This is a genomic window from Roseateles sp. P5_E4 (genome assembly GCF_054049255.1).
This window is the reverse complement of sequence record NZ_JBFUMS010000010.1, coordinates 1-26,796: the sequence shown is the minus strand read 5'-3', so window position 1 is coordinate 26,796 and position 26,796 is coordinate 1. Positions and strand designations below refer to the sequence as shown.

General features: G+C 66.6%; 25 protein-coding genes. 20 read left to right on the top strand and 5 right to left on the bottom strand.

Annotation, left to right across the window (positions count from 1 at the left end):
* Positions 1-157: 157 nt before the first annotated feature.
* The 3 genes from ACXJLH_RS19425 to ACXJLH_RS19415 all read left to right on the top strand — a co-directional run bounded on the left by ACXJLH_RS19425 (position 158) and on the right by ACXJLH_RS19415 (position 3,946).
* On the top strand, positions 158-2,476 hold the full coding sequence (locus ACXJLH_RS19425) for a TonB-dependent receptor (protein ID WP_457445790.1): 2,319 nt from the start codon (positions 158-160) through the stop codon (positions 2,474-2,476).
* Positions 2,477-2,585: 109 nt separating this feature from the next.
* The gene (gene pyrE / locus ACXJLH_RS19420) at positions 2,586-3,254 is read left to right on the top strand and encodes an orotate phosphoribosyltransferase (protein WP_056191492.1); all 669 of its coding nucleotides are present in this window, start codon (positions 2,586-2,588) and stop codon (positions 3,252-3,254) included.
* The gene (locus ACXJLH_RS19415) at positions 3,254-3,946 is read left to right on the top strand and encodes a hypothetical protein (RefSeq protein ID WP_056191490.1); all 693 of its coding nucleotides are present in this window, start codon (positions 3,254-3,256) and stop codon (positions 3,944-3,946) included. The genes pyrE and ACXJLH_RS19415 overlap by 1 nt, the downstream gene beginning before the upstream one ends.
* Before the next feature lie 24 nt (positions 3,947-3,970).
* Here ACXJLH_RS19415 and gatB read toward each other — a convergent pair whose 3' ends face one another.
* From gatB to gatC, 3 genes are read right to left on the bottom strand one after another with little or no spacing between them, the layout of a single operon-like run.
* The gene (gene gatB, locus ACXJLH_RS19410) at positions 3,971-5,419 is read right to left on the bottom strand and encodes an Asp-tRNA(Asn)/Glu-tRNA(Gln) amidotransferase subunit GatB (protein ID WP_056191488.1); all 1,449 of its coding nucleotides are present in this window, start codon (positions 5,417-5,419) and stop codon (positions 3,971-3,973) included.
* 2 nt (positions 5,420-5,421) lie between these two features.
* Entirely contained in the window at positions 5,422-6,909 is a 1,488-nt protein-coding gene (gene gatA / locus ACXJLH_RS19405; RefSeq protein WP_056191486.1) for an Asp-tRNA(Asn)/Glu-tRNA(Gln) amidotransferase subunit GatA, read from the bottom strand.
* A complete protein-coding gene (gene gatC / locus ACXJLH_RS19400; protein ID WP_056191485.1) occupies positions 6,906-7,205 on the bottom strand; it encodes an Asp-tRNA(Asn)/Glu-tRNA(Gln) amidotransferase subunit GatC in 300 nt (99 codons plus the stop codon). The genes gatA and gatC overlap by 4 nt, the downstream gene beginning before the upstream one ends.
* Positions 7,206-7,417: 212 nt before the next feature.
* Here gatC and ACXJLH_RS19395 point away from each other — a divergent pair, with 212 nt between their 5' ends.
* The 5 genes from ACXJLH_RS19395 to rodA all read left to right on the top strand — a co-directional run bounded on the left by ACXJLH_RS19395 (position 7,418) and on the right by rodA (position 13,303).
* Entirely contained in the window at positions 7,418-8,461 is a 1,044-nt protein-coding gene (locus tag ACXJLH_RS19395; protein ID WP_056191483.1) for a rod shape-determining protein, read from the top strand.
* A gap of 149 nt (positions 8,462-8,610) precedes the next feature.
* On the top strand, positions 8,611-9,603 hold the full coding sequence (gene mreC / locus ACXJLH_RS19390) for a rod shape-determining protein MreC (RefSeq protein ID WP_082532337.1): 993 nt from the start codon (positions 8,611-8,613) through the stop codon (positions 9,601-9,603).
* On the top strand, positions 9,600-10,121 hold the full coding sequence (mreD, locus tag ACXJLH_RS19385) for a rod shape-determining protein MreD (RefSeq protein ID WP_056191481.1): 522 nt from the start codon (positions 9,600-9,602) through the stop codon (positions 10,119-10,121). Before mreC ends, mreD begins: the two co-directional genes overlap by 4 nt.
* A gap of 6 nt (positions 10,122-10,127) precedes the next feature.
* Positions 10,128-12,152 carry a penicillin-binding protein 2 gene (gene mrdA / locus ACXJLH_RS19380; protein WP_457445789.1) on the top strand — a complete coding sequence of 675 codons (2,025 nt, stop codon included), beginning with the start codon at positions 10,128-10,130 and terminating at the stop codon, positions 12,150-12,152.
* Positions 12,149-13,303, top strand: a complete 1,155-nt coding sequence (gene rodA / locus ACXJLH_RS19375) for a rod shape-determining protein RodA (RefSeq protein WP_056191477.1) — start codon at positions 12,149-12,151, stop codon at positions 13,301-13,303. Before mrdA ends, rodA begins: the two co-directional genes overlap by 4 nt.
* Here rodA and ACXJLH_RS19370 read toward each other — a convergent pair.
* Together ACXJLH_RS19370 and ACXJLH_RS19365 are read right to left on the bottom strand one after the other, a co-directional pair.
* Entirely contained in the window at positions 13,281-14,720 is a 1,440-nt protein-coding gene (locus ACXJLH_RS19370) for a sensor histidine kinase (protein ID WP_457354908.1), read from the bottom strand. The two genes, rodA and ACXJLH_RS19370, sit on opposite strands and share 23 nt — an antisense overlap.
* A gap of 99 nt (positions 14,721-14,819) precedes the next feature.
* The gene (locus ACXJLH_RS19365; RefSeq protein WP_056191475.1) at positions 14,820-15,491 is read right to left on the bottom strand and encodes a response regulator; all 672 of its coding nucleotides are present in this window, start codon (positions 15,489-15,491) and stop codon (positions 14,820-14,822) included.
* A gap of 176 nt (positions 15,492-15,667) precedes the next feature.
* Between ACXJLH_RS19365 and recA the strand changes: the two genes are divergently transcribed.
* The 12 genes from recA to ACXJLH_RS19305 all read left to right on the top strand — a co-directional run.
* Positions 15,668-16,705, top strand: a complete 1,038-nt coding sequence (recA, locus tag ACXJLH_RS19360) for a recombinase RecA (protein WP_056191472.1) — start codon at positions 15,668-15,670, stop codon at positions 16,703-16,705.
* A 21-nt stretch (positions 16,706-16,726) separates the two neighbouring features.
* Positions 16,727-17,257, top strand: coding sequence for a regulatory protein RecX (locus tag ACXJLH_RS19355; protein ID WP_457445788.1), 531 nt, complete (start codon positions 16,727-16,729; stop codon positions 17,255-17,257).
* 177 nt (positions 17,258-17,434) lie between these two features.
* Positions 17,435-18,088: a DUF2889 domain-containing protein gene (locus ACXJLH_RS19350; RefSeq protein WP_457321236.1), complete on the top strand. Its 654-nt coding sequence runs from the start codon at positions 17,435-17,437 to the stop codon at positions 18,086-18,088.
* Positions 18,089-18,113: 25 nt separating this feature from the next.
* Entirely contained in the window at positions 18,114-19,274 is a 1,161-nt protein-coding gene (gene sucC, locus ACXJLH_RS19345) for an ADP-forming succinate--CoA ligase subunit beta (RefSeq protein ID WP_457321234.1), read from the top strand.
* A 21-nt stretch (positions 19,275-19,295) separates the two neighbouring features.
* On the top strand, positions 19,296-20,189 hold the full coding sequence (gene sucD, locus ACXJLH_RS19340) for a succinate--CoA ligase subunit alpha (RefSeq protein WP_057297752.1): 894 nt from the start codon (positions 19,296-19,298) through the stop codon (positions 20,187-20,189).
* Between the two features lie 129 nt (positions 20,190-20,318).
* Complete coding sequence (locus tag ACXJLH_RS19335) at positions 20,319-21,014, top strand: TerC family protein (protein WP_457445787.1); 696 nt, start codon at positions 20,319-20,321, stop codon at positions 21,012-21,014.
* 10 nt (positions 21,015-21,024) lie between these two features.
* Entirely contained in the window at positions 21,025-22,164 is a 1,140-nt protein-coding gene (locus ACXJLH_RS19330) for a serine/threonine-protein kinase (protein WP_457445786.1), read from the top strand.
* Positions 22,161-22,958: a Stp1/IreP family PP2C-type Ser/Thr phosphatase gene (locus ACXJLH_RS19325; protein WP_056191460.1), complete on the top strand. Its 798-nt coding sequence runs from the start codon at positions 22,161-22,163 to the stop codon at positions 22,956-22,958. Before ACXJLH_RS19330 ends, ACXJLH_RS19325 begins: the two co-directional genes overlap by 4 nt.
* A gap of 52 nt (positions 22,959-23,010) precedes the next feature.
* Positions 23,011-23,661, top strand: coding sequence for an FHA domain-containing protein (locus ACXJLH_RS19320; protein ID WP_056191458.1), 651 nt, complete (start codon positions 23,011-23,013; stop codon positions 23,659-23,661).
* A gap of 165 nt (positions 23,662-23,826) precedes the next feature.
* Complete coding sequence (locus ACXJLH_RS19315) at positions 23,827-24,612, top strand: MBL fold metallo-hydrolase (protein ID WP_457445785.1); 786 nt, start codon at positions 23,827-23,829, stop codon at positions 24,610-24,612.
* 101 nt (positions 24,613-24,713) lie between these two features.
* Positions 24,714-26,321 (top strand): phosphoethanolamine transferase, encoded by a 1,608-nt coding sequence (locus tag ACXJLH_RS19310; RefSeq protein WP_457445948.1) that lies wholly within the window; start codon positions 24,714-24,716, stop codon positions 26,319-26,321.
* Positions 26,322-26,457: 136 nt separating this feature from the next.
* On the top strand, positions 26,458-26,796 hold a 339-nt coding region (locus tag ACXJLH_RS19305; protein ID WP_457445784.1), incomplete at its 3' end, for a pilin.

Below are 26,796 nucleotides of genomic sequence, written 5' to 3'. Positions count from 1 at the left end.
TGGAGAAGTATCGCAGTGCAGCAAATGCACAACACAGCGGCACGCTTTCATCACGGAACCGTCATGTGATCTTTACGATCCAGTAGGAATCAGAGGCGCCGCGAGCGCCCATTTCTTTACCCACTTGCCCGCGAACCCGTCAACCCGAGGATTTCTCATGCCCAAATACAGCCTTTCACCGACCCTGCTCGCGCTGGCGCTGAGCACGGCCTTCCCGATGGCGGCGCTGGCGCAAGCCACGCCGACAGCCGAAGCCAAGAAAGACGTCAGCCAGCTCGAAGCCGTCATCGTCACCGGCAGCCGCCGGGCCGAGAACCTGAAGGAAGTGCCGCTGTCGATCTCGGCGATCAAGTCCGAGGATCTGGACACCTACAACGCCAGCGGCCAGGACGTCCGCGCCTTATCTGGCAAGGTGCCGAGCCTGAACATCGAGTCCGACTACGGCCGCACCTTCCCGCGCTTTTACGTGCGCGGCCTGGGCAACACCGACTTCGACATGAACGCCTCCCAGCCGGTCGGTCTGGTGTACGACGATGTCGTGCAGGAAAGCATCGCGCTCAAGGGCTTCCCGGTCTTCGACATGGCCCAGGTGGAACTGCTGCGCGGCCCGCAGGGCACGCTGTTCGGCCGCAACTCGCCGGCCGGCGTCATGAAGTTTGATTCGGCCAGGCCCACCAAGCGCCTGGAAGGCTACGCCAACATCGGTTTCGGCCGCTGGAGCGCCGTCAACCTGGAGACGGCCGTCAACGTGCCGGTGAACGAAGACCTGCAACTGCGCGTGGCGGGCCTGGCCCAGCGCCAGAGTGACCGCGTCCACAACCCGGTGACCAGCGCGACGTCCGACCTTGAAGGCTACAACGACAAGGCGCTGCGCCTGCAGGCCCTCTACAAGAGCGGCAACTTCGAGGGTCTTTTCAAGGTCCAGGCCCGCGACTTCAAGGGCACGGCCACGACTTTCCGCGCCAACATCATGAAGCGCGGCACCAATGACCTCGTCGATGGCTACGACGACAGCTCCTACCCCTCCGACGGCTACAACTCGCAGACGCTGAAGTCCAGCGAGATCAGCGCTCGCCTGCGCTGGGATTTCGACGGCGTGTCGCTGTACTCCATCACCGCCCACGACCGCGCCAAGTTCTACAGCCGCGGCGACGTGGATGGTGGCTTCGGCTGCCGCTTCTGCGGCATCCCGGACGGCCCGAAGTACTTTCCCGCAGGCTCGAACACGCCCTACCCGTCCGTCATCCCGTTTGACGCGCAGACGGCCGACGGCATCCCCTACCTGCGCCAGACGACCCAGGAATTCCGCCTGCAGTCCAACACCAGCGCGCCGTTCCAGTGGATCGCCGGCCTGTACTACTTCAATGAGAAGCTGCAGGTCGACAGCTTCAACTTCGACAGCTTCGCCGCGGGTGACCCGCAGAACGGCTATGCCGTGCAGCACCAGGAAGCCAAGTCCTGGGCGGCCTTCGGCAATGTGAAGTACGCCGTCACGCCGGACTTCAAGCTCACCGCCGGCCTGCGCTACACCGACGACAAGAAGGACTTCGACGCCGTGCGCACCTGGACGCCGGGCAAGGCCAACAACGTCGACATCATCGGCCCGTTCTACACCCACCCCAAGTCGACGAACTGGAGCTGGGACTTCGGCGCCAACTACAACCTCGACAAGTCCACCAGCGTGTTCGCGCGCGTTGCCACCGGCTACCGCGCACCGTCCATCCAGGGCCGCGTGCTCTTTGGCGACTCGATCTCGGTGGCGAACTCCGAGAAGGTGCTGTCCGTCGAGGCCGGCTTCAAGGCCGACCTGCTCGACAACACCGCCCGCGTCAGCGGCACGGTGTTCAAGTACCGCGTCAAGGACATGCAGCTGACGGCCGGCTCGGGCTCGACCAATCAGAACCGCCTCGTCAACGCCGCCAAGGCCGAGGGCCAGGGCTTCGAGCTGGACGCCCAGGCCATCATCGCGCGCGACTGGCGCACGACGCTGGGCTTCTCGTACAACGACACGAAGATCAAGGACGCCAATCTCTTCGTGCAACCCTGCGGCAATGCCAACTTCCAGTTCCTGGAAGCCAACACCGGCTGCACGGTGCTCGACCCGGCCGGCCCGCTGGCTGGCACGGTCAGCATCAACGGCAACCCGCTCCCGCGCGCACCCAAGGTCACCTGGAACTGGACGCTCAAGTACAGCGTCGAGCTGGGCAACGGCGAGCTGAGCGTGCTGACCGACTGGGCCTACAAGGACAAGTACAACATGTTCCTGTACGAGGCCGTCGAGTACAAGGCCAAGTCGGCGCTGGAAGGCGGCCTGCGCGTGGGCTACGGCTGGAACAACGGCAAGTATGAAGTGGCGGCCTACTCGCGCAACATCACCAACCACCGCCAGGTCGTCGCCGCCATCGACTTCGACAACCTGACCGGCATCGTCAACGAGCCCCGCAGCTACGGCGTTCAGTTCAAGGCTTCGTTCTGACCCCGTAAGACGTCATGCGGGCCCCGCCCGCGACTTGGTGAAAACCATCGACGGCCCGGCCCCTTCTAGGGGTCGGGCCTGTTTTTTTGACCCCTAGAATCTTTGTCACATGTCCGCCGCGCCCACCGACTCTCTCGCCCAGTCCTTTGTCGCCTTCGCCGTCGAGGCTGGCGTGCTGCGCTTTGGCGAGTTCAAGACCAAGGCCGGCCGGCTCAGCCCCTATTTCTTCAACGCCGGCCTTTTCGATGACGGTGCCAAGCTGGGGCGACTGGCTGGCTTCTACGCCGAGCGGCTGATTGCCTCGGGCCTGCAGTTCGACATGATCTTCGGCCCGGCCTACAAAGGCATCACGCTGGCCGCCGCTGTATCCATGGAGCTGGCGCGCCGCGGCCACAACGTGCCGTTCGCCTACAACCGCAAGGAAGCCAAGGACCATGGCGAGGGTGGCACCCTCGTCGGCGCGCCGGTCCAGGGCCGCGTGCTGATCATCGACGACGTCATCTCCGCCGGCACCTCGGTGCGCGAATCCATCCAGATGATCGAGGCCGCCGGTGCCACACCCTGTGGTGTGAGCATCGCGCTGGACCGCCAGGAGAAGGCGGCCGAAGGCGGCGTCGACAGCCCGCAGTCTGCCGTGCAACAGGTTCAGCAGCGCTACGGCCTGCCGGTCGTCGCCGTGGCGGGTCTTGCCGACCTGCTGGCCTTTCTTGAAGGCGCGCCGGAGCTGGCCGCCCACCGCCCGGCCGTGCTGGCCTACCGAGAGCGTTACGGGGTCTGATGCGCGTCCTGCCCGCCCTGCCCGTTCTTGCCGGCCTGTTCGTCGCCAGCACCGCGCTGGCGCAAGACGTCACGCCCGCCAAGGGCATCTACACCTGCACGACGGCCGATGGCCGCAAGCTGACCGGCGACCGCCCCATCCCCGAGTGCACGACGCGCGAACAGCGCGTGCTCAACCCCGACGGCTCGCAGCGCGCGACGCTGCCGCCCTTCCTCAGCCCCGAGGAGCGCACCGCCAAGGAGGCCGCGGACCGCCGCGCCGCGGCGGAACGCATTGCCCAGTTGGACGCCATCCGCCGCGACCGCACGTTGATGCTGCGCTATCCCACCGAGGCCGCCCACCAGCGCGCCCGCAACGCCGCGCTGGACGACTCCAACAAGGCCATGCGCATGTCTGAGCGCCGCATCAAGGACCTGAACATCGAGCGCAAGCCCTTGCTCGACGAGGCCGAGTTCTACAAGGGCCGCCCGCTGCCGGCCAAGCTCAAGCAGATGCTGGACGCCAATGACGCGAGCATCGAAGCCCAGCAGGTTCTCATCGAGAACCAGAAGGCCGAACTCGTGCGCATCAACAAGACCTTCGACGCCGAGCTCGCCCGGCTGAAGAAACTCTGGGCCGGCGCCACGCCGGGCTCACTGCCACCGCTTGGCGAGCTGCCGCCGACGGCACCGCCGCCGACGCCCAAGCGCTGAGTTCAGCTTCGGGCAAACCCTGGGCTAACCGAGCTTCTTCTTCAGCAGTTCATTGACCAGGGCGGGGTTGGCCTTGCCCTTGGTCGCCTTCATCGCCTGGCCGACCAGCGCGTTGAAAGCCTTGTCCTTGCCGGCCCGAAACTCGTCGACCGACTTCTGGTTGGCGGCCAGCACCTCGTCGAGGATGGCCTCGATGGCGCCGGTGTCATTCGACGTCCTGAGGTCCTTGGCGTCGATGACTGCATCGACATCCTTGCCCTCGCCGCTCCACAAGGCTTCGAAAACTTGCTTGGCAGAGTTGTTGGAGATCGTGCCGTCGGTAATGCGCACGATCAACTTGGCCAGCAATTCCGGGCCGACTGGCGCGGCATCAATCTCGCGGTCTTCCGAATTCAGCCGGCGCGACACCTCGCCCATAACCCAGTTTGCAACCAGCTTCGGAACCGCACCCGCGGCCTTCGCGGCCTCGTAGTAGCGCGCCGTCGCCAGGCTCTGCGTCATCATCGTCGCGTCATAGGCGGGCAGGCCGTCGACGCTCTCGAAGCGCGCCGCCATCACGCGCGGCAGCTCGGGCATCTCACCCTTCACACGCTCCACCCACTCCGGCGCAATGACCAGCGGCGGCAGGTCGGGGTCGGGGAAGTAGCGGTAGTCCGCCGAGTCTTCCTTGCTGCGCATCGCGCGGGTCTCACCCGTGTCCGGGTTGTAAAGGATCGTCGCTTGGCTGATTCGGCGGCCGTCCTCCAGCTCATCGATCTGCCAGTTGACCTCGTAGTTCACTGCGTCGACCAGGAAGCGGAAGCTGTTGAGATTCTTGATCTCGCGGCGGGTGCCATAGGGCTCGCCGGGCTTGCGCACCGACACGTTGACGTCGCAGCGGAACGAGCCTTCCTGCATGTTGCCGTCGCAGATGCCCAGCCACATGACGAGGGCGTGCAGCGTCTTGGCGTACTCGACCGCCTCGGCTCCCGAGCGCATGTCGGGCTCGGAGACGATCTCCAGCAGCGGCGTGCCGGCGCGGTTCAGGTCGATGCCGGACTGGCCGTGATAGTCCTCGTGCAGGCTCTTGCCTGCATCCTCCTCGAGGTGGGCGCGGGTCAGGTTGACCTTGTGCTTGACGTCGCCGACGAAGAACTCGACCGAGCCGCCCTGCACCACCGGGATCTCGAACTGGCTGATCTGGTAGCCCTTGGGCAGATCCGGGTAGAAGTAGTTCTTGCGCGCGAAGATGGACAGCGGCGCCACCTTGGCGCCAACCGCCAGGCCAAAGCGGATGGCCCGCTCGACCGCCGCGCGGTTCAGCACCGGCAGCGTGCCGGGCAGGGCCAGGTCCACCGGCGAAGCCTGGGTGTTGGGCGCCGCACCGAAGGCGGTCGAGCTGCCGCTGAAGATCTTGCTCTGCGTGGAGAGCTGGACGTGGTTTTCGAGGCCGATGACGACCTCATAACCGCGGATGAGCTTGGAAGTTGGCATATTCAGAATCCTGCGGGCGCGGCCAGATGCCAGTCGGTGGCCTGCTGGAGGGCATGAGCGGCGTGCAGCAATTGCCCTTCCTTGAAGTAGTTACCGATCAACTGCAGGCCGACGGGCATGCCGCCGTCGCCCAAGCCCACCGGCACGCTCATGCCGGGCAGGCCAGCAAGCGAGCCGGGCAGCGTGAAGATGTCGGCGAGGTAGGCCTGGGTCGGGTTGTCCTTGCCCTCGCCATGCTTCCAGGCGACGGTGGGCGCCACCGGGCCGGCGATGACGTCGCACTGGGCGAAGCACTGCTGGAAGTCGTCAGCGATCATGCGGCGCAGCTTCTGAGCCTGCAGGTAATAGGCGTCGTAGTAGCCGTGTGACAGCACGTAGCTGCCAATCATGATGCGGCGCTTGACCTCTGGGCCGAAACCCTCGGCGCGCGTCTTCTTGTACATATCGAGAAGATCGTCGTACTTGGCCGCACGATGGCCGAACTTGACGCCATCGAAGCGACTCAGGTTGGAACTCGCCTCGGCCGGCGCAATGATGTAGTAGACGGGAATGGCCAGTTCGGTGCGCGGCAGGCTGACGTCCACCAGCGTGGCGCCCAGCTTTTCCAGCTCGGCCAGACCCGCGCGCACGGCGGCGTTCACGTCCGCCGACAGGCCCGCTGGGAAGAACTCCTTGGGCAGGCCAATGCGCAGGCCCTTCAGCGGTTTGCCGGCAGAAGCGCCCTCGCGGGCCGCCAGCATCTGCGCATGAAAGTCCTGCGGCGGTTGCTGCACGCTGGTCGCGTCGCGCTCGTCGAAGCCGCTCATGCTGGACAGCAGCAGCGCGCAGTCCTCGGCCGAGCGGGCCATGGGGCCGGCCTGGTCCAGGCTGGAGGCGAAGGCGATCATGCCGTAGCGGCTGCACACGCCATACGTCGGCTTGATGCCGGTGATGCCCGTGAAGCTGGCCGGCTGGCGGATGGAGCCGCCGGTGTCGGTGCCGGTCGTGCCGGGCACGAGGCGGGCTGCCACGGCGACGGCCGAGCCGCCGGACGAGCCGCCGGGCACGCGACTGACATCCCAGGGGTTGTGCGCCGGACCGTAGGCGCTGTTCTCGTTGGCCGAACCCATCGCGAACTCGTCGCAGTTCAGCTTGCCTAATGAAACCGTGCCGGCCGCGTTCAGCTTGGCGACAACGGTCGCGTCAAACGGGCTGCGGTAGCCGGCCAGGATCTTGGAGCCGGCCGTCGTCGGCATGTCGGCCGTGACGTAGATGTCCTTGTGCGCAATCGGCACGCCGGTCAGCGCAGCGGCATTGCCGGACGCCAGCACCGCGTCAGCGGCAGCCGCACGGGCCAGCGCGCCGTCGGCGTCCACATGCAGGAAGGCGCCCAGGCTGGCGTGGGCGGCAATGCGCTCCAGCAGGCTTTGCGTCGCCTCGCGGCTGGACAGGGCACGGCTTTTCAGGGCGGCGGCCAGCTCGGCCACGCCCATGTCGTGAACGGGCTTCATTCGATGACCTTGGGAACGAGGAAGAGGCCGTCCTCGACGGCCGGGGCGCTGCGCTGGTTCAGCTCGCGCTGGTTGGTCTCGGTGACGGCGTCATCACGCAGGCGCAACTGCACCTGCTGGATGGCCGACAGCGGCGTGTACAGCGGCTCGACGCCGGCCGTGTCGACGGCGCTCATCTGGTCCACGATCTTGAAGAAGTCGTTCAGGTTGCCCAGCAGCGCCGCAGATTCAGCCGGTTGCAGTTCCAGCCGGGCCAAATTGGCGATGCGGCTCACGTCATCGGGAGTGAGGCTCATGAGTCGTTTTCAGAAGTAAGGATTGAGCCAGAAACCCAGTATTGGCGGGCTCAAAACGAAGGGGTTCGGTTATTATCGCCGTCCATCTTCATGGCCTTCGGGGCTGCCCTCTCAGCGACAGATTTCGTCGCGGTCCGGGCGGCCTTGCTGCTTTAAGCACCCCCCATTTTCAGAGCCGCGCCCCGCCGGCGAGGCTCCTTCCGCGCCCACCCATGTTCGCCTCCCTGCGCCGCTATTTCTCGACCGACCTCGCCATCGACCTCGGCACCGCCAACACCCTGATCTACGTGCGTGGCAAGGGCATCGTCCTCGACGAGCCCTCGGTCGTTTCCATCCGCCACGAAGGCGGCCCCAACGGCAAGAAAACCATCCAAGCCGTTGGCCGCGAGGCCAAGGCCATGCTGGGCAAGGTGCCCGGCAACATCGAGGCCATCCGGCCGATGAAGGACGGCGTCATCGCCGACTTCACGGTGACCGAGCAGATGCTCAAGCAGTTCATCAAGATGGTCCACGACTCGAAGACCTTCAAGCCGAGCCCGAGGATCATCATCTGCGTGCCCTGCGGTTCCACCCAGGTGGAGCGCCGTGCGATCCGCGAGAGCGCCCTGGGCGCCGGCGCCAGCGAGGTCTACCTGATTGAGGAACCCATGGCCGCCGCGATCGGCGCCGGGCTGCCGGTGGCCGAGGCCTCGGGCTCGATGGTCGTCGACATCGGCGGCGGCACCACCGAAGTCGGTGTCATCTCGCTGGGCGGCATGGTCTACAAAGGCAGCGTGCGTGTCGGCGGCGACAAGTTCGACGAGGCCATCATCAACTACATCCGCCGCAATTACGGCATGCTGATCGGCGAGCCCACGGCCGAGGCGATCAAGAAGAACATCGGCAGCGCCTTCCCCGGCTCCGAGGTCAAGGAGATGGAGGTCAAGGGCCGCAACCTCTCCGAGGGCGTGCCGCGCAGCTTCACGATCTCCTCCAACGAGATCCTGGAAGCCCTGACCGATCCGCTGAACCAGATCGTTTCCGCCGTGAAGAACGCGCTGGAGCAGACGCCGCCCGAGCTGGGCGCCGACATCGCCGAACGCGGCATGATGCTGACCGGCGGCGGCGCACTGCTGCGCGACCTGGACCGCCTGCTGGGCGAGGAAACCGGCCTGCCGGTGCTGGTGGCCGAAGACCCGCTGACCTGCGTCGTGCGCGGTTGCGGCATGGCCCTGGAGCGCATGGAGCGCCTGGGCTCGATCTTCACGTCGGAGTGAACCGGCCTTCTTCCCACGCTGAAGCAATGCAACCACAGAGGCACAGAGGCACGGAGAACAGACCGGCTCCGCATTTCCTCTGTGCCTCTGTGCCTCGGTCGTTGCGTTTATCGTCGCAACCGCCACTGTCGGCCTGACCTCGCGGCGCCATGCCCCTCGGCACACTAGACCGCACCCCCCCGCCGTTCTTCCGCCAGGGTCCGTCGGCGCTGACCAAGCTCGCGCTGTGTTCGGCGCTCGCGCTGCTGCTGATGGTGGCGGACGCGCGTTTCAAGCTCATGCAGCCGGTGCGCGGCGCCTATGCGCTGGTGCTGCACCCGGTGCAGCGCCTGCTGCTGACGCCGGTGGACGCCTGGGAGACGGCTGGCGACTACCTGCGCGGCACCAAGCGCGCCATGGAGGCCGAGGACCAGGCCAGGCGGCAGCTCAGCGCCCAGGCCGAGCGCCTGTCGCGCGCCCAGGCGCTGGAGGCCGAGAACGACCATCTGCGCAAGCTGCTGGGCCTCAAGCCCTCGCTGATTGCGCCCTCGATGCCTGCCGAGGTGCTGTTCGAAGCACCCGACCCCTTTTCGCGCCGTGTCGTCATCGACAGGGGTGCCACGCTGGGCGTGGTGGCTGGTTCGCCGGTCATCAATGAGGCCGGCGTGCTGGGGCAGGTAACGCGCGTCTACCCGCTGTCGGCCGAGGTCACGCTGCTGACCGACAAGGAGGCAGCCATCCCGCTGTTGAACGCCCGCACGCAGATGCGCAATGCCGCCGCCGGCCGCGCTGACGGATCGGGCATGGAATTGCGCTTCCTGGCGGCGAACGCCGACATCAAGGTCGGCGACCTGATGACGACCTCCGGCCTGGACGGCGTCTACCCGCCGGGCCTGCCGGTCGCCAAGGTCAGCGTCGTCGAGCGGCGCGGCGATTCCAGCTTCGCCCAGGTGCTGCTGGCACCCATTGCCCAGCCCGACAGCGCCCGCCACGTCCTCATCTTGCTGCCGCAGGACCGTCATCTGCCTGCCAAGAAGGAAGCGGAAGCGGCCGCCGCCGATGAAGCCGCCTCCGCCGCGGCCACCAAGGCCGCCGTGCGCGCCGCCAAGAAGGCCGAGCGTGCTGAAAAAGCTGCCGCCAAGGCCTCGGGAGCCTCCCAATGATCATGCCGCGCGCCGCCGACCAGCTGCTGCTGCCGGCCAACCCCTGGTTCATCGGCTTCACGCTGATCGTCGCGCTGATGATCGACATGGTGCCGGCCGGCCGGCTGGCGGCCTCGCCTGACGTGCTGGCCGTCGTGCTCGTGTTCTGGGGCGTGCACCAGCCCCGGCGCGTCGGCGTGTTGTGGGCCTTCATCTTCGGCCTGGCCATGGACGTGCACGACGGCGCCCTGCTCGGGCAGCATGCGCTGGCCTACAGCGGCCTGAGCTTCGGCGCCATCACGCTGCACCGCCGCCTGACCTGGTTCCCGCTGGGCGCCCAGGCCGTGCAGGTGCTGCCGCTGTTCTTCGGCGCCCATGCGCTGGCCTTGATCGTGCGGATGATCATCGGTGGCATGTGGCCAGGCTGGGGCGTGCTGCTGGCGCCGGTCTTCGAGGCGGCGCTGTGGCCCGTGGCGAGCTTCCTGCTGCTGGCACCGCAGCGCCGTGCGCCGGATCGCGACGCCCACCGGCCGCTGTAGACGTCCGTGGTCGTCCTCAAGAACCTCCACCAGGAGCTGTCGCGCTTCCGGCTGCGCGTGCTGGCCGCGGGCGCCTTCGTGCTGTTCTGCTTCGGCCTGCTGGTCGCGCGCCTGCTGTGGTTGCAGGTGGTGCAGTACGACAGCTTCGCCGAACGCGCCGAGTCCAACCGTATCGCCGTCGTGCCCATCGTGCCCAATCGCGGCCTCATCAAGGACCGCAACGGCGTCGTGCTGGCGAGCAACTACTCGGCCTACACGCTGGAAATCAACCCCGAGAAAGTCGTCGATCTGGACGCCACCATCGAGGCCCTGGGTCAGGTCATCGAGGTCCAGGCCCGCGACAAGCGCCGCTTCAAGCGCCTGCTGGAAGAAACCAAGCACACCGACTCCCTGCCCATCCGCACCAAGCTGACGGACGAAGAGGTCGCCCGCTTCACGGCACAACGCTTTCGCTTTCCCGGCGTGGAGATCAAGGCGCGGCTGTTCCGCTCCTATCCCCTGGGCGAGGTTGGCGCCCACCTGATCGGCTATATCGGCCGCATCAACCAGGCCGAGAAGAAGGCCATGGACGATTGGGAAGAAGAAGACCTCGCCAACTACCGCGGCACCGAGTACATCGGCAAGCTGGGCCTGGAACAGGCCTATGAGAAGGAGCTGCACGGCGCGACCGGTTTCGAGCAGGTGGAGACGAGCGCAGGCGGCCGCGCCGTGCGGCGCCTTGCCCACAAGCCGCCGACGCCCGGCAACACGCTGAACCTGTCCATCGACATCAAGCTGCAGGCGCTGGTGGAGCGGCTTTTCGGCGAGCGCCGCGGCGCGCTGGTCGCCATCGATCCGCGCAACGGCGAGGTACTGGCCTTCGTCTCCAAGCCGACCTTCGACCCCAACCTCTTCGTCGACGGCATCGACGCCGACTCCTGGCGCGACCTCAACGAGGACATCGACAAGCCACTGCTGAACCGGGCCCTGCGCGGCACCTACCCGCCGGGTTCGACGTTCAAGCCGCTGATGGCCATGGCGGCGTTGAACAGTGGCAAGCGCTCGCCCAGCACGGTCATCATCGACAACCTGACCTACAGCTTCGGCGGCCGCACCTTCGGCAGCCCCGAGACCGATCGCGCCGGCCCCAAGGACATGCGCCTGGCCATCGTCAGCTCGTCCAACGTCTACTTCTACAGCCTGGCCAACGAGATGGGCGTGGACCTGATCCACGACCAGCTGGAGCCCTTCGGCCTGGGCCGCAAGACCGAGATCGACGTGCAGGGCGAGGTCACCGGCGTCCTGCCCTCTCAGGACTGGAAGCGCCGCTACTTCGCCAGGAGCCCGGCGAATCAGAAGTGGTTCCCCGGCGAGACCATCTCGCTGGGCATCGGCCAGGGCTACAACAGCTTCACCATGCTGCAGATGGCCACGGCCTACTCGACCATCGCTTCCGGCGGCCAGCGCTACAAGCCGCGCCTGGTGCGCGAGATCGAGGACGTGGTGAAGCACGAGCAGCGCCGCATCGCCAGCGATGCGCTGCCCGCGCTGCCGCTGAAGCCCGCCGACGTCGCCGTCATTCAGAACGCGATGAACGGCGTGACGCTCGAGGGCACGTCGCGCCAGGTTTTCCTGGGCGCGGGCTACCAGAGCGGCGGCAAGACCGGCACCGCCCAGGCCGTCGGGTTGAAGGCCGGCGAGAAGTACAGCAGCATCAAGGCAGACGAGCGCAAGCGCGACCATTCGCTCTACGTCGCCTTCGCGCCGGTGGACAACCCGACGGTGGCCCTGGCCGTCATCGTCGAGAACGCCGGCTGGGGATCTTCCTCCGCTGCGCCGATTGCGCGCCGCGTATTCGACTATCTGCTGCTGGGCCAGTACCCCAGCGAGGAAGACATTGCCAAGACGCAGCTGGGCCAGACCTTCGCCCCCATCGGCACACCGCGCAAGGTGGCGGACGTGCCACTGTCCGGCTGGCAGCCGATAGCGCCCTCGGTCTCGGCCTCCGCAGCTTCGGCGCCCCCCGCACCCACCTCGGGAGCCTCGCGATGACCGTCATCGAACGCCCGCCCCTGTGGCAACGCCTCAAGCCCTGGCTCAGCGGCTTCGACATCCCGCTGCTGCTCGCCGTGCTGTGGATGTGCGGCTGGGGCCTGCTGTGCATGTACTCGGCCGGCTACGACCATGGCACGCGCTTTGCCGACCATGCCCGCAACATGGTGCTGGCACTGGGGCTGATGTTCATCGTCGCCCAGGTGCCGCCGCAAAAGCTGATGGCCCTGGCCATTCCGCTGTACACGATCGGCGTGATGCTGCTGATCGCGACCGCTCTCTTTGGTGTCACGAAGAAGGGGGCCACGCGCTGGCTCAGCATCGGCGTCACGCAGATCCAGCCGTCCGAGCTGCTCAAGCTGGCGACGCCGCTGATGCTGGCCTGGTGGTTCCAGAAGCGCGAGGGCCTGCTGCGCTGGCCCGACTTCATCGCCGCCTTCGCGCTGCTGCTCGTGCCCTTTTTGCTGATCGCCAAGCAGCCCGACCTGGGCACCGGCATCCTGGTGCTGGCGGCCGGCCTTTACGTGATCTTCTTCGCCGGCCTGCCGTGGAAGCTCATCGTGCCGGCCCTGGTGTTGGGCGCCGCCGGCGCGACCGCCCTGGTGCTCAGCGAGGACGCCATCTGCCAGCCCGACCTGAAATGGCCGGTGCTCAAGGAGTACCAGAAACACCGCATCTGCACGCTGCTGGACCCGTCCAAGGACCCGCTGGGCAAGGGCTTTCACATCATCCAGGGCGAGATCGCCATCGGCTCCGGCGGCATGACCGGCAAGGGCTTCATGCAGGGCACCCAGACTCACCTGGAATTCATTCCCGAACGCACCACCGACTTCATCTTCGCGGCCTTTGGCGAGGAGTTTGGACTGATGGGGGCGCTGGCCCTGCTGGCCGGCTTCACCGCGCTGATCCTGCGCGGGCTGATGATCGCCTCCGACGCGCCGACCCTGTTCACCCGCCTGATGGCCGGCGCGGTGACGCTGTCCTTCTTCACCTATGTCTTCGTCAACATGGGCATGGTCAGCGGCATCCTGCCGGTCGTGGGCGTGCCCCTGCCCTTCGTCAGCTATGGCGGTACGGCGATGGTGACGCTGGGGTTGTCGCTGGGGCTGCTGCTGTCGATCGCCCGCGTCAAGAAGCTGGTGAAGACGTAGCCGGAAATCTGATCGTGAACCGCGCCCCCGGCCCCTGGCCGTCGGGCGTCTCGCCCCCCACGGCGCGCCGCACGCGCGCGTCATCCAGGGTCAGCTCGGCCTCGTGGTGCTGCACGATCTCCTGCACGATGGCCAGCCCCAGGCCCGAGCCTTCCACACCGCTGCCGAGCGAGCGATAGAAGGGCTGGAACACCTTGTCGCGCTCGGCGGGCGCGATGCCCGGCCCGGTGTCCTCGACCTGCAGCACGACAACTTGGCCAAAGGGGTCCTCCACCACGCGCACCGTCACCAGGCCGCCGGCCGGCGTGTAGAGCAGCGCGTTGTCGACGAGGTTGCGGATCAGCTCCCCGATCAACACTGGCTGGCCATGCACACGCAGCCGGCTTTCATCCGGCACCACGCCGTCGTAGCCCAGGTCAATGCGGCGCTCCAGCGCGCGCGGCACGAAATCGCGCACCGTGTCGATGGCGATCTCGGCCAGGCTGACGGGTTCACGCCGCATGGCCTGTTCGGCGTCTTCAGCGCGGGCCATGGACAGCAGCTGGTTGACCATGTGGGCCGCTCGCTCGCTGGCGCGGGCAATCTGGGCCAGCGAACGTTTCAATTCATCGGGGTTGGAGCGGCCAGCATCGATCTCGCGCTGCATGAACTCGGCCTGGGTACGCAGGCCAGCCAGCGGCGTCTTGAGCTGATGGGCAGCGTCGGCCAGGAAGTGCTTCTGCCGGCTCATCGATGAGTCCAGCCGCGCGAGCAGGTCGTTGATGGCCTGCACCAGCGGCGCGACCTCATCGGGCACGCGCTGCTCGTCAATGGGCGACAGGTCTGAACTCTCGCGCGAACGGATGCGCCGCTGCAATTCATTCAGCGGCGAGATGCCACGCGCCAGCGCCAGCCAGACCAGCAGCACCGCCAGCGGCAGGATGACGAACTGCGGCAGGATGACGCCTTTGATGATCTCGTTGGTCAGCCGGGCGCGCTTGCCCAGCGTCTCGGCGACCTGCACCAGCATGGTCTTGGCCGACCCGGCCTGCCCCTCGGGCGCCACCCAGAGATAGGCCACGCGCACGGCGTCGGTGCCGACCTCGTCGTCGCGGAAATGCAGCTCCCAGGGCACGACGGGGGCATCCTCGGTCGGCACCGCCAACGTCGCATCGCCACTGAGCAGTTCGCCACGCAGGCCCAGCACCTGGTAGAAGACCGTGTCCGACGCGTCCGCCCGCAACAACGCCGCGGCCTCGGGCGCCAGCGCATAACGGTCCTTGCCCTTGACAGGCGCCGCCTCGGCCGCCACCTGCAGCCCGAGGCTGCGCGCCATCTCGCCCAGCTCGCGGTCGTAGGGCCGGCTGGCAATGCCCTGCGCCACCAGCCAGGTCAGCGCGACGCTGATCGGCCAGATCAGCAGCAGCGGCGCGAGCATCCAGTCGAGGATCTCGCCGAACAGCGAACCCTGCGCAGCAGGGGCGCCCGCCCGAACCAGCGTGCCCTGTTCGGGGCTGGCGCCGTCCTTGTTGGGCATTTAGGAGTTGATCTTCTCTAAGCAGTAGCCGAGGCCGCGCACCGTCGCGATGCGAATCGGCCCCTGCTCGATCTTCTTGCGCAGGCGGTGGATGTAGACCTCAATGGCGTTGTTCGAAACCTCCTCGCCCCACTCGCACAGGCGCTCGACGAGCTGGTCCTTGCTGACCAGCCGCCCGGCGCGCTGCAACAGCACCTCCAGCAGCGACAGCTCGCGTGCCGACAGCTCCAGCATCTGCTCGTTGATATAGGCCACGCGGCCAGTGGCATCAAAGGTCAGCGGCCCATGCTTGATGAGGCTGCTGGCGGTGCCCAGGCCGCGCCGGGTCAGGGCGCGCACACGCGCTTCCAGCTCCTGCAGCGAGAAAGGCTTGGCCATGTAGTCGTCGGCGCCCAGGTCCAGCCCCTTGACGCGCTGCTCGACGCTGTCGGCCGCCGTCAGGATCAGCACCGGCATCGTCGAGCCCCGTGCGCGCAGCTTGCGCAGCACTTCCAGCCCATGCAGGCGCGGCAAACCCAGGTCGAGGATGACCAGGTCGAACTCATGCGTCGCCAACGCCGAGTCGGCCTCGGTGCCAGAACTGACCCGGTCGACAGCGTAGCCAGAGGCCCGCAAGGCCCGCAGCAAGCCATCGGCCAGCACTTGGTCGTCTTCGGCAATCAGGATGCGCATAGGTTTTGTCTCCGCCGCCGATGTTAGGCGGTGGCACGCTGGCTCATGCCATGAGCCACCCCACACCTAGGATGCTCCTCAATCCTGATCCGCTAGCTGCCGCGGATCGGGGGACAAACCACTGTACAAACCCACAGCTTGCCCCATAATTCAGCCCATTCCCCACGGAGATTCGCATGGACGCCCCCGTCAAAGCCCTGAACACCGAAAAAGCCAAGGCCCTGCAGGCCGCCCTCGCCCAGATCGAAAAGCAGTTCGGCAAGGGCTCCATCATGCGGCTCGGTGAAGGCGAGGTCATCGAAGACATCCAGGTCGTCTCCACCGGCTCCCTGGGCCTGGACATCGCACTGGGCGTCGGCGGCCTGCCACGCGGCCGCGTCGTCGAGATCTACGGCCCTGAGTCCTCCGGCAAGACGACGCTGACGCTGCAGGTCATCGCCGAGATGCAAAAGCTCGCCGGCACTTGCGCCTTCATCGACGCCGAGCACGCACTGGACATCCAGTACGCCCAGAAGCTCGGCGTCAACCTGCAGGAACTGCTGATCAGCCAGCCCGACACCGGCGAGCAGGCCCTCGAGATCGTCGATGCGCTGGTGCGCTCCGGTTCGGTGGACCTGATCGTCATCGACTCGGTCGCAGCACTCACCCCCAAGGCCGAACTCGAAGGCGAGATGGGCGACAGCCTCCCCGGCCTGCAGGCCCGCCTGATGAGCCAGGCCCTGCGCAAGCTGACCGCCACGATCAAGAAGACCAACTGCATGGTCATCTTCATCAACCAGATCCGCATGAAGATCGGCGTCATGTTCGGCTCGCCCGAGACGACCACCGGCGGCAATGCGCTGAAGTTCTACGCCTCCGTGCGCCTGGACATCCGCCGCATCGGCTCGATCAAGAAGGGCGAGGAAGTCATCGGCTCCGAGACCAAGGTCAAGGTCGTCAAGAACAAGGTCAGCCCCCCGTTCAAGACTGCCGAGTTCGACATCCTCTATGGCGAGGGCATCAGCCGCGAGGGCGAGATCGTCGACATGGGCGTGGTCGCCAAGGTCGTCGAGAAGTCCGGCTCCTGGTACGCCTACCAGGGCGAGAAGATCGGCCAGGGCAAGGACAACGCTCGCGAGTTCCTGCGCGAGAACGTCGACGTGGCCCGCGAGATCGAGAACAAGATCCGTGAATCCCTGGGGGTCGCTCCGCTGACCACGGCGGCCGAGGAGTAAGCCGCTGGGCGGGCCTCCCCCATGGCGACCCGGGCGCCGCTGTCGTTGAAAGCCCGCGCCATCGGCCTGCTGGCCCAGCGCGAGCACAGCCGTGCCGAGTTGCGGCGCAAGCTGTTGCGGATCGAGCAGCAACGGCGGCAGCGTGCGCGCCTGGCCGCGGCGCAGGCCGCCGGCGAGGGCGAACCGTCGGCGGCTGTCGAAGAGGAAGATGGCGCTGAGGACGTTGCGGTCGCGGTCGATGCCTTGCTCGACGCCCTCGCGGCCACCGGTTACCTGGACGAAACCCGTTTCGTCGAGTCCCGCCTGCATCTGCGCGCCAACCGCTTTGGCGCCCAGCGCATCCAGCAGGAGTTGGCCCAGCACGGGCTCAAGCTGGGTGCCGAACAGCAGGCAGCCCTGCGCGAAACGGAGATGGAACGCGCCCGTGAAGTCTGGCGCAGGCGCTTCGGCGAGGAGCCTTCGCGCGAGGCGGCCGAGCAGGCGCGCCAGACCCGTTTCCTGCTGGCACGCGGTTTTGCCCCCGAAGTGGTGCGCCGCTTGCTGAGGGCCTAAGGGCCGCTTGACCGAGCGCGCAGGGGGAGTTTTCACCCTCCGTGCTACATTGCCGCCTGCCCCAAAAACGAGGGTTCACCCGGTTACAAGCCCCTTTGCCCCTCTGGCAGAGCGGTGCAAAAACCGGGCCGACCCCGTCCCGGCATCGGCCGGGGTGATTCGCCATTCCCCCGTTTCATGCCTGTCGCCCACCCGTCCGTCCCGCGCCGCCCGCTGCATCGCCGCGCCCTCGATGTGCAGGTGTTCGCGCGTGATGACGGCTTGTTCGACGTCGAAGCCAGCCTGACAGACACCAAGACACATGACGTGCCACTGGCGGGCGTGCCGCGCAAGGCCGGCCAGCCTATCCACGAGATGCACCTGCATCTGACCGTGGACGCGACGCTCACCATCACCGCAGCCCGTTCCGAGACGCTGTGGATGCCGTATCCGGGCGCCTGCGACCACCATGGCAATGCCTATGCCCGCCTCATCGGCCTGAACCTGATGAAGGGCTTCCGGCAGGCCGTCGGTGAACGCCTCGGCGGCACGCGCGGCTGCACCCACGTCACCGAGCTGTGCCAGATCTTGCCGACGGCCGTCATCCAGGCCATGGCTGGCTCCGTCATCGACACACGTGAGAGCCCCCACGCGCCTTCGGCGCTGCCCCCCGAGGGGGCTGAGACGCCTAGGGGCGGCCCGTCGCCGTCTCGCGAAGGCGATGCCGCCGGCAACCCGCCCTTCCAGCTCGACCGCTGCCACGCCCTGCGCCGCGACAGCGTGACCGTCGCCAAGTTCTATCCCCGCTGGCATCAACAAACCGCTGCCCAGCCGGCCACTTCCGAATCCTGACTTCCCCGACCCGAGAGACCCAGCCATGAAAATCCACGAATACCAGGGCAAAGAGATCCTGCGCCAGTTCGGCGTGCCGGTGCCGCGCGGCATCCCGGCCTTCACCGTGCAGGAAGCCGTCGAGGCCGCCCAGAAGCTGGGTGGCCCGGTCTGGGTGGTCAAGGCCCAGATCCACGCCGGCGGCCGCGGCAAGGGTGGCGGCGTCAAGGTCGCCAAGACACAGGACGACGTCAAGGCGCTGGCCGAGAAGATCCTCGGCATGCAGCTGATCACGCACCAGACCGGCCCTGAAGGCCAGAAGGTCCGTCGCCTGTACATCGAAGATGGCGCTGACATCAAGAAGGAGCTCTACGTCTCGCTGGTCACCGACCGCGGCACGCAGAAGGTCGCCTTCATCGCGTCGAGCGAAGGCGGCATGGACATCGAGGAAGTGGCCCACTCCACGCCCGAGAAGATCATCACCGAGATGATCGACCCGCTGACGGGCCTGAGCGAAGCGCAATCGCGCAAGATCGCCGCGGCCATCGGCCTGACTGGCGCCTCCATCGACCAGGCCGTCGACATCTTTGCCAAGCTCTACAAGTGCTACATGGACACGGACGCGTCGCTGGTTGAAATCAACCCGCTGAATTGCGACAGCAAGGGCAACCTGATGGCCCTGGACGCCAAGTTCAACTTCGACGCCAACGCGCTGTTCCGCCACCCCGAGATCGTGGCCTACCGCGACCTGGACGAAGAAGATCCCGCTGAAGTTGAAGCCAGCAAGTTCGACCTGGCCTACATCAGCCTGGACGGCAACATCGGCTGCCTGGTGAACGGCGCCGGCCTGGCCATGGCCACCATGGACACCATCAAGCTGTTTGGCGGCGAGCCGGCCAACTTCCTGGACGTCGGCGGCGGCGCCACGGCCGAGAAGGTCACCGAGGCCTTCAAGATCATGCTCAAAAACAAGAGCGTGAAGGGCATCCTGGTCAACATCTTCGGCGGCATCATGAAGTGCGACACCATCGCCGAAGGCGTCATCACCGCCTGCAAGGCCGTGAACCTGTCCGTGCCGCTGGTCGTGCGCATGAAGGGCACCAACGAAGAACTGGGCAAGAAGATGCTGGCCGAATCCGGCCTGCCCATCATCGCGGCCGACACGATGGCCGAAGCGGCCACCAAAATCGTCGCCGCAGTCGCCTAAGCCCGCCCAGAGGAATCAGACATGTCCATCTACATCAACAAAGACACCAAGGTCATCACCCAGGGCATCACCGGCAAGACCGGCCAGTTCCATACCCTGGGCTGCCAGGCCTATGCCAACGGCAAGAACGCCTTCGTCGCGGGCGTGAATCCGAAGAAGGCTGGCGAGAAGTTCAGCGAGATCCCCATCTACGCGACCGTCAAGGAAGCCGCCTCGCAGACCGGCGCGACCGTGTCGGTGATCTACGTGCCGCCCGCCGGTGCCGCCGCCGCGATCTGGGAAGCCGTCGAAGCCGACCTGGACCTGGCGATCTGCATCACCGAAGGCATCCCGGTCCGGGACATGCTGGAAGTGCGCAACAAGATGAAGGCCAAGGAAGCCGCTGGCGGCAAGCGCACGCTGCTGCTGGGCCCCAACTGCCCCGGCCTGATCACGCCGGAAGAAATCAAGATCGGCATCATGCCGGGCCACATCCACCGCAAGGGCCGCATCGGCGTCGTGTCGCGCTCCGGCACGCTGACCTATGAAGCCGTGGCGCAGCTGACCGAGATCGGCCTGGGCCAGTCGTCGGCCGTCGGCATCGGCGGCGACCCGATCAACGGCCTGAAGCACATCGACGTGATGAAGGCCTTCAACGACGACCCGGACACCGACGCCGTCATCATGATCGGCGAGATCGGCGGCCCGGACGAGGCGGAAGCCGCGCGCTGGTGCAAGGCCAACATGAAGAAGCCCATCGTCGGCTTCATCGCCGGCGTCACGGCGCCCCCCGGCAAGCGCATGGGCCACGCCGGCGCGCTGATCTCCGGCGGCGCCGACACGGCCGATGCCAAGCTCGCCATCATGGAAGAGTGCGGCTTCACAGTCACGCGCAACCCGTCGGAAATGGCCAAGCTGCTCAAGGCCCTGCTCTGAGCCTGCTCCTCGTGAGCAATTCGAGGGCCGTTCGCTGAACGGCCCTTTTCCTTTGCTGCCTGCGTAGTTGCACGCAGACGCAGCCCGCCCGGGCGGACCGACACTCGGGCGACCAACACCGAGCCTGCCATGGACCTGCTGAACGCTGCCTTCTTCATCGCGCTGCTGAAGATCATCTGGGTCAATATCCTGCTGTCCGGCGACAACGCCGTCGTCATTGCGCTGGCCTCGCGCAATCTGCCGCCCGGCCAGCAGAAGAAGGCCATCGTCTTCGGCAGCGGCGCTGCCATCCTGCTGCGTGTCGTGCTGACGCTGTTCGCCGTGCAGCTGCTGCAGCTGCCCTGGCTGAAGCTGATCGGCGCCGTGCTGCTGCTGTGGATCGGCATCCAGCTGCTGGCCGACAGCGAAGACGACGCCGACGTGCACGCCAGCGGCAACCTGTGGACGGCCGTGCGCACCATCCTGATCGCCGACCTCGTCATGAGCCTGGACAACGTCATCGCCGTCGCGGCCGCCGCCAACAGCGCGCCCGAGGGCGCCCGCCTGATGCTGCTCATCATCGGCCTGGGCCTGTCCATCCCACTCATCATCTTCGGCAGCACGCTGCTGTTGAAGCTGATGGAGCGCTTCCCGGTCATCATCACGCTGGGGGCCGCCCTGCTGGGCTTCGTCGCCGGCGAGATGGCGACGACCGATGCGGCCGTGCACGAGTGGTTCGAGGCGCATATGCATGGCCTGGACTACGCCGTCAGCATCAGCTGCGCGGTCCTGGTCGTCGTCGTTGGCATGGCGCTGGCCCGCCGCAGCAAGCGCGAGGCCGCCTAAGATCGACCGCATGGCAAGCGGCGGCAAATCCGGCAAGGCAGGCAGCTTTTGGCAGCGCCTCATCGGTCGGGTGCCCGATCCTGCTGGCTCACCGTACGGCGATCCGTCGGCCCTGCCGACCGTGCAGCAGACTCAAGGCCCCGGCGCGTCCACGCCGCAGGTCAGGGCCGCACAGCCGCCCCCCGACCTGCGCGATTTCGAACTCGGTGCCGAGATCGGCCGCGGCGCGATGGCCGTGGTCTACAAGGCCACGCAACGCTCCACGGGCCGCCAGGTCGCCATCAAGCGCCTCGCGCTGAGCCGCGAATTCTCGGCCGAAGACCTGGCGGACGTGCGCGAGCGCTTCATGCGCGAGGCGCGTGCAGCCGGCCAGCTGGAACATCCAGACATCCTGCAGGTCGTCGATGCCGGCCAGGACGGTGCTGACGCCTGGATCGCCCTCGAATACGTGCTCGGCCGCGACCTGAGCAGCTTCAGCAAGGCCGGCCAGCTGCTGCCCGCTCGCGAAGTCGTGCAGATCGGCGCGCGTCTGGCGCGGGCCCTGGCCTATGCCCACAGCCAAGGCGTGGTGCACCGCGACATCAAGCCCGCCAATGTCATGCTGGACCGCATCAATGGCAGCCTGAAGCTGATGGACTTCGGCATTGCCCGCGTTGGCGACGGCAGCCGAACCCGCACCGGCCTCGTGCTGGGCACGCCGTCCTTCATGTCTCCGGAGCAACTTGCCGGCCTGACGGTGGACGGCCGCAGCGACCTCTATTCCCTGGGCGTGCTGCTCTACCAATTGCTCAGCGGCGCACTGCCCCACCAGAGCGAGTCCATGGCGCGGCTGATGCAACAAATTGCGACCGAGCCAGCGCCGGACGTCCGCATCCATCGCCCCAGCCTGCCCGAGGCCCTCGCCCTGGTGCTGGCCCTGGCGCTGGAGAAGCGCCCCGAGCTGCGCTACGCCGACGGCGAGCAGATGGCTCGTGATCTCGAAGCCGTGCTCGTGCTCGGCCTGCAGGCCGAACCCGCTGCGCCCGAAACGGCTGCAGTGGCTTCCCCCCAGGATGCGGCCTTCGCACAAACACTGCGCTTGGCGCCTGAGGAAGCAGGGCAGAATCCTTGCTCCTCTGCCGAGCCCCACGAGCCACCGCAAGCCTCATGACCCTGGAGTTCTTCAGCGCCACCGACGTGGGACGTGCGCGCGACAACAATGAGGATTCGGTCGCCCTGGACGAGGCCGCAGGCCTGACCGTGCTGGCCGACGGCATGGGCGGCTACAACGCCGGCGAAGTGGCCAGCCAGATGCTGACCAGCTTCGTCAGTTCCGAGCTGGGCCGCTGGCTCAAGGACGCCGGCCGCGAGGCCCGGGCCGGCGAGGTCAAGCGCGCCATGGACATCTGCGTGGACAACGCCAACCGCGCCATCTTCAACGCCGCCAACACCAACCCGCGCTATGCCGGCATGGGCACGACGCTGGTGCTGGGCGTCTTCCGCCCCGAAGGCCTGCTGCTCGGCCATGTCGGCGACTCGCGCGCCTACCGGCTGCGCGCCGGCCGCCTGACGCAGATCACGCGCGACCACTCGCTGCTGCAGGAGCAGATCGACGCCGGTCTGCTGACCGTCGAAGAAGCCGCGTTTTCCAGCAACAAGAACCTCGTCACGCGCGCTGTCGGCGTCGAGGACACGGTGCTGATGGAGCTCCATCTGCACGAGGTCCAGCCGGGCGACACCTACCTGTTGTGCTCCGACGGCCTGTCCGACATGCTCGACGATGACAGCCTCGCCAACCTGCTCAACGGCAATCCGGCCTTGCCCGAAGCTGCACGCGCACTGATCAACGCAGCCAATGACAGCGGCGGTCGCGATAACATCGCGCTCATCCTGGCCCGCGCAGAAGGACGCCAACGTACCGAAGGACGGGGCTGGTGGCCCTTCGGTCGACGCGGCGGCAACTGACTTGCTACCCCATGCAAAGTCAGGGCACGTACAACAGAACTTGAGGTCATAAATGGGCAAACTGGTGGTTTCGCTCGACGGCGTCGTGATCAAGGAGGTGCAGATCACCAAGGACAAGACCACCCTCGGTCGACGTCCCTACAACGACATCGTCATCGACAATCTCGCGGTCAGCGGCGAACACGCCGTGCTGCAGATGGTCGGCGCCGACGTCTTCATTGAAGACCTCAATTCCACCAACGGCACGTACATCAACGGCAAGGCGATCAAGAAGCAGCTGCTGGCCGACAACGACACGGTCGAAATCGGCAAGTACAAGATCAAGTTCCTGCTGAACGACGGCGGCGACTACGAGAAGACCATGATCCTCAAGCCCGGTTCCGGCGCGCCGCCGAGCCTGGGCCTGGGCTCCAACTTCGGCTCGCTGGGTGCGGCCGCCATCGGCCCGGCCTCCATCAAGGTGCTGACCGGCGCCGCCGCGGGCCGCGAGGTCGCGCTGACCAAGGTCGTCACCACGCTGGGCAAGCCCGGCGTGCAGGTCGCCTCCATCACCAAGCGCCCCACCGGTTATGTCTTCGCCCACGTCGAAGGTAACCAGCGCCCCAGCGTCAACGGCATCCCGCTGACGGGCGAATCGATTGCACTCCGCACCGGCGACCTGATCGAGCTGGCCGGCACGCAGATGCAGTTCATCCAGGGTTGATCGCCCGAAGTCCAGGCCGGCCGCGGCCTTCGCGGCTGCTGTGACTTCCTCACGATAGCGACACCCCCAACTCGGTAATCCGACCGTCCGACCCACGGGGCGGGTGCGTACATTCTTGGCTCGGCCTCGCCTGATGCGAGCCACCCATTCCGAGCCACGCACCGCATGAACATCCGCGTCCTGGGCTGCTCCGGCGCCATTGCCGCCGGCTACAAGACCACTGCCTTCCTGCTGGACGACGATGTCCTCATCGACGCCGGCACCGGCGTGGGTGACCTGCCGCTGGATGCGCTGGCCGCGGTCGACCACATCCTGCTCAGCCACTCCCATCTGGATCATGTGCTCGGCATCCCGTTGCTGGCTGATGCGGTGCTGCGCCTGCGCGCCGCGGCGGGCCGCCCGCCCATCCAGGTCCACGGCCTGCCCGAGACGTTGGCCGCCCTGCGCCAGCACATCTTCAATGGCGTGATCTGGCCCGATTTCACCGTCCTGCCCAGCCGCGAGGCGCCGGTGCTGAGCCTGCACCCCTTCCAGATCGGCGACCGCGTCGACCTGGGAGGCCGCCTCATCGAAGTGCTGCCGGCAGCCCACACCGTGCCGGCCGTCGGTTTCGCCGTCGATGCCGGCACCGCGAGCGGCCACGCGCACTGGGTTTTCACCGGCGATACCGGCCCCAACCCGGCCCTGTGGCGGCGCCTGGCCGACCTGCGCCTGTCCCATCTCGTCATCGAGACGGCCTTCAGCGACGACGAGGCCGAGGTGGCCCACGTCAGCCAGCATCTTCATCCGGCGGAGCTGGGCCGCGAATTGACCCATCTGGCCGGCAGCGTCGACGTGCGCATCACCCACATCAAGCCCGGCGAGGTCGAAGCCGTCATGCAAGGCGTGCAGGCCTTGAACAGTCCCCATCGGATCAGCGCGCTGCAGGCCGGCCAGGAGATGCAGCTCTGAAGCGGCGCAGCTGGACCGACCCCTGGGTCGCTGGCGGCCTGGTCGCATTGCTGGGATCCCCCAGTCTTTACGTCGTCTTTGGTTCGGATCACACCTTGGTGATGTCCGAGCGACTTGCCGTGCTGTTGTTGACGGCGTGGAGCTTGGCGCTGGCCTGGGTCGCCTGCGGGTCAACCCGTAGGCTCTTGCTGGCCGCCTGGCCGGTGGCCGCGTTGCTGCCTCCGTATGCCTACGTCCTTGTGCGCTTTGGCACCGTGCCGGGCGACGCCTTGCTCATCGCCGCGCTGCATACGGCGCCGGCGCGCAGTTGGGAACTGCTCAAGTCTTTTGGTTGGGCCTGGCTCGCTGCCTGGTTGATCGTCTCGCTGGGTTACGGGCTGCTGGCATGGCGGGTCCGGCCGATGCGAGCCGGCGCCGAAACGCGCAAGCGCTGGCTGGCAGGTTTGCTCATGTTCACGATGGTTTCGCTTGGGCTGCGGCAGACGCTGCCGCAAACCGCGCACTGGCCGTCCGCATTCGACGGCGAGACTGCAAGTCTCGTCTACCCCATCAACGTCGCCGTGTCTGCCCGGCGCGTCTGGAAGACGTCAGTTGCAAGCCCGGGGGTCTCAGTACACGGACGGGCGCAACCGGCGTGGGGCAACCAACCGTTGACCGTCGTTCTGGTGATCGGGGAAAGCGTCCGTGCCGACCACCTGAGCCTTTACGGCTACGCGCGCGACACGACACCAAGTCTTCGCCGCATAACTGATGACCTTATCGTGTTCTGCGACGTGGCATCGACGGCGCACTACACCCATGTGGCGGTTCGCAACCTCGTCGGCATGGCGGGGCCTCAAGGCACCGCGTCCATGGTGCAGACCTTCTCGGAAGCGGGCTTCACCACGGCATGGTTGTCAAACCAGGAGCGCAGCGAGCTCAGCGAACGTGCCAATGTTTCCGACCATTCCGACAACGACTACAACTTCCATCTGCGCCGCGACACCGCGCTGTTGGCGCCGTTCGAATCCTTTCTCAAGCAGGGCGGTCCGCGGCAGTTCATCACTCTGCACATGATCGGCAGCCACTTCCCCTATGAAGAGCGCTATGGCGCCGCCTCAGCGGTCTTTCGCCCGACGCTTGCGGACATCGGCGTGCCGGGTCATCCTGGTGCCGAAAACAAGGCGGCGGCTGTCAACTCCTACGACAACACCGTGGTCGAGCTCGATGCGTTCCTGAATCGCGTGCTGGCCGCGCTGGCCAAGCAAGACCGCCCCGTCCTGTTGCTCTACACGTCGGACCATGGGGAAGATCTTTTCGACGACCAGCGCCAGCGTTTCATGCATGCGCTAGGAGCCCCGTCGTCCTGGAACACCCGTGTCCCCCTTCTGGTTTGGTCCAACGCGGCCTATGCGCGGCTTAACGTGAGCGGGCTGAAAGCCTTGTCGGTAAGGCGCGAGCAGCGGATTAGTCATCGAGACGTGTTCCCGACCCTGCTCGAGTTGGCCGGCGTCGACTGGGATGACCACGCGCAGCGTCCCGGCTTGGCCAACCCTGCATGGCACGAGGCAGCCAGGACGCTCTACGGACCGACGGTCACGACCCAGTGGGATTTTGATGAGTTGCTGCGACGCGAACAGGGTCCCGCCTGCAGGCCGCCCATCGCCCGCCAGCAGCAAGAAGAGTCATCCCAGCCAATGGCGAGTGACAACTTGCGTCACAACAACTGACGAAAAGCGTCAGCCCATACGGCCTGGCGCAGCAGATCGTGCCGAATGTCACGCCAAACGGGGCAAAACCAGCTGGCATGTCCTCTGCTTTAAGTATTGCGCCCCTCAACGCCTCTTTCCTCACGGAGTTTGCACCATGAACATCAAGCAACGCGCCCAACAAGGCTTCACCCTGATCGAACTGATGATCGTCGTGGCCATCATCGGCATCCTGGCTGCCGTGGCTATTCCGCAGTACAAGGACTACACGGCCAAGGCCAAGCTCGGCAATGCCATCACCGCTGCGGATCCGTGGAAAGCGGCCATCGCCCTGTGCACCCAGGAGACCGGCGACGCGACCTTTGCTGCCTGTGGCCCTAGTGCCAACGGCGTTCCTGCGGACGTCACCACCAACGGTGGCAAGCTGGCCACCGAAGTGGCATCAGTCACGAGCGCCGCCGGTGTCATCACGGTGACGCTGGCCGCTGCTTCGGTG

What these genes read in the sequence shown, in the direction of transcription:
- ACXJLH_RS19425 (WP_457445790.1), top strand. Translation starts at nt 158, where the DNA reads ATGCCCAAATACAGCCTTTCACCGACCCTGCTCGCGCTGGCGCTGAGC.
- pyrE (WP_056191492.1), top strand. Translation starts at nt 2,586, where the DNA reads ATGTCCGCCGCGCCCACCGACTCTCTCGCCCAGTCCTTTGTCGCCTTC.
- ACXJLH_RS19415 (WP_056191490.1), top strand. Translation starts at nt 3,254, where the DNA reads ATGCGCGTCCTGCCCGCCCTGCCCGTTCTTGCCGGCCTGTTCGTCGCC.
- gatB (WP_056191488.1), bottom strand. Translation starts at nt 5,419, where the DNA reads ATGCCAACTTCCAAGCTCATCCGCGGTTATGAGGTCGTCATCGGCCTC.
- gatA (WP_056191486.1), bottom strand. Translation starts at nt 6,909, where the DNA reads ATGAAGCCCGTTCACGACATGGGCGTGGCCGAGCTGGCCGCCGCCCTG.
- gatC (WP_056191485.1), bottom strand. Translation starts at nt 7,205, where the DNA reads ATGAGCCTCACTCCCGATGACGTGAGCCGCATCGCCAATTTGGCCCGG.
- ACXJLH_RS19395 (WP_056191483.1), top strand. Translation starts at nt 7,418, where the DNA reads ATGTTCGCCTCCCTGCGCCGCTATTTCTCGACCGACCTCGCCATCGAC.
- mreC (WP_082532337.1), top strand. Translation starts at nt 8,611, where the DNA reads ATGCCCCTCGGCACACTAGACCGCACCCCCCCGCCGTTCTTCCGCCAG.
- mreD (WP_056191481.1), top strand. Translation starts at nt 9,600, where the DNA reads ATGATCATGCCGCGCGCCGCCGACCAGCTGCTGCTGCCGGCCAACCCC.
- rodA (WP_056191477.1), top strand. Translation starts at nt 12,149, where the DNA reads ATGACCGTCATCGAACGCCCGCCCCTGTGGCAACGCCTCAAGCCCTGG.
- ACXJLH_RS19370 (WP_457354908.1), bottom strand. Translation starts at nt 14,720, where the DNA reads ATGCTCGCGCCGCTGCTGCTGATCTGGCCGATCAGCGTCGCGCTGACC.
- ACXJLH_RS19365 (WP_056191475.1), bottom strand. Translation starts at nt 15,491, where the DNA reads ATGCGCATCCTGATTGCCGAAGACGACCAAGTGCTGGCCGATGGCTTG.
- recA (WP_056191472.1), top strand. Translation starts at nt 15,668, where the DNA reads ATGGACGCCCCCGTCAAAGCCCTGAACACCGAAAAAGCCAAGGCCCTG.
- ACXJLH_RS19355 (WP_457445788.1), top strand. Translation starts at nt 16,727, where the DNA reads ATGGCGACCCGGGCGCCGCTGTCGTTGAAAGCCCGCGCCATCGGCCTG.
- ACXJLH_RS19350 (WP_457321236.1), top strand. Translation starts at nt 17,435, where the DNA reads ATGCCTGTCGCCCACCCGTCCGTCCCGCGCCGCCCGCTGCATCGCCGC.
- sucC (WP_457321234.1), top strand. Translation starts at nt 18,114, where the DNA reads ATGAAAATCCACGAATACCAGGGCAAAGAGATCCTGCGCCAGTTCGGC.
- sucD (WP_057297752.1), top strand. Translation starts at nt 19,296, where the DNA reads ATGTCCATCTACATCAACAAAGACACCAAGGTCATCACCCAGGGCATC.
- ACXJLH_RS19335 (WP_457445787.1), top strand. Translation starts at nt 20,319, where the DNA reads ATGGACCTGCTGAACGCTGCCTTCTTCATCGCGCTGCTGAAGATCATC.
- ACXJLH_RS19330 (WP_457445786.1), top strand. Translation starts at nt 21,025, where the DNA reads ATGGCAAGCGGCGGCAAATCCGGCAAGGCAGGCAGCTTTTGGCAGCGC.
- ACXJLH_RS19325 (WP_056191460.1), top strand. Translation starts at nt 22,161, where the DNA reads ATGACCCTGGAGTTCTTCAGCGCCACCGACGTGGGACGTGCGCGCGAC.
- ACXJLH_RS19320 (WP_056191458.1), top strand. Translation starts at nt 23,011, where the DNA reads ATGGGCAAACTGGTGGTTTCGCTCGACGGCGTCGTGATCAAGGAGGTG.
- ACXJLH_RS19315 (WP_457445785.1), top strand. Translation starts at nt 23,827, where the DNA reads ATGAACATCCGCGTCCTGGGCTGCTCCGGCGCCATTGCCGCCGGCTAC.
- ACXJLH_RS19310 (WP_457445948.1), top strand. Translation starts at nt 24,714, where the DNA reads ATGTCCGAGCGACTTGCCGTGCTGTTGTTGACGGCGTGGAGCTTGGCG.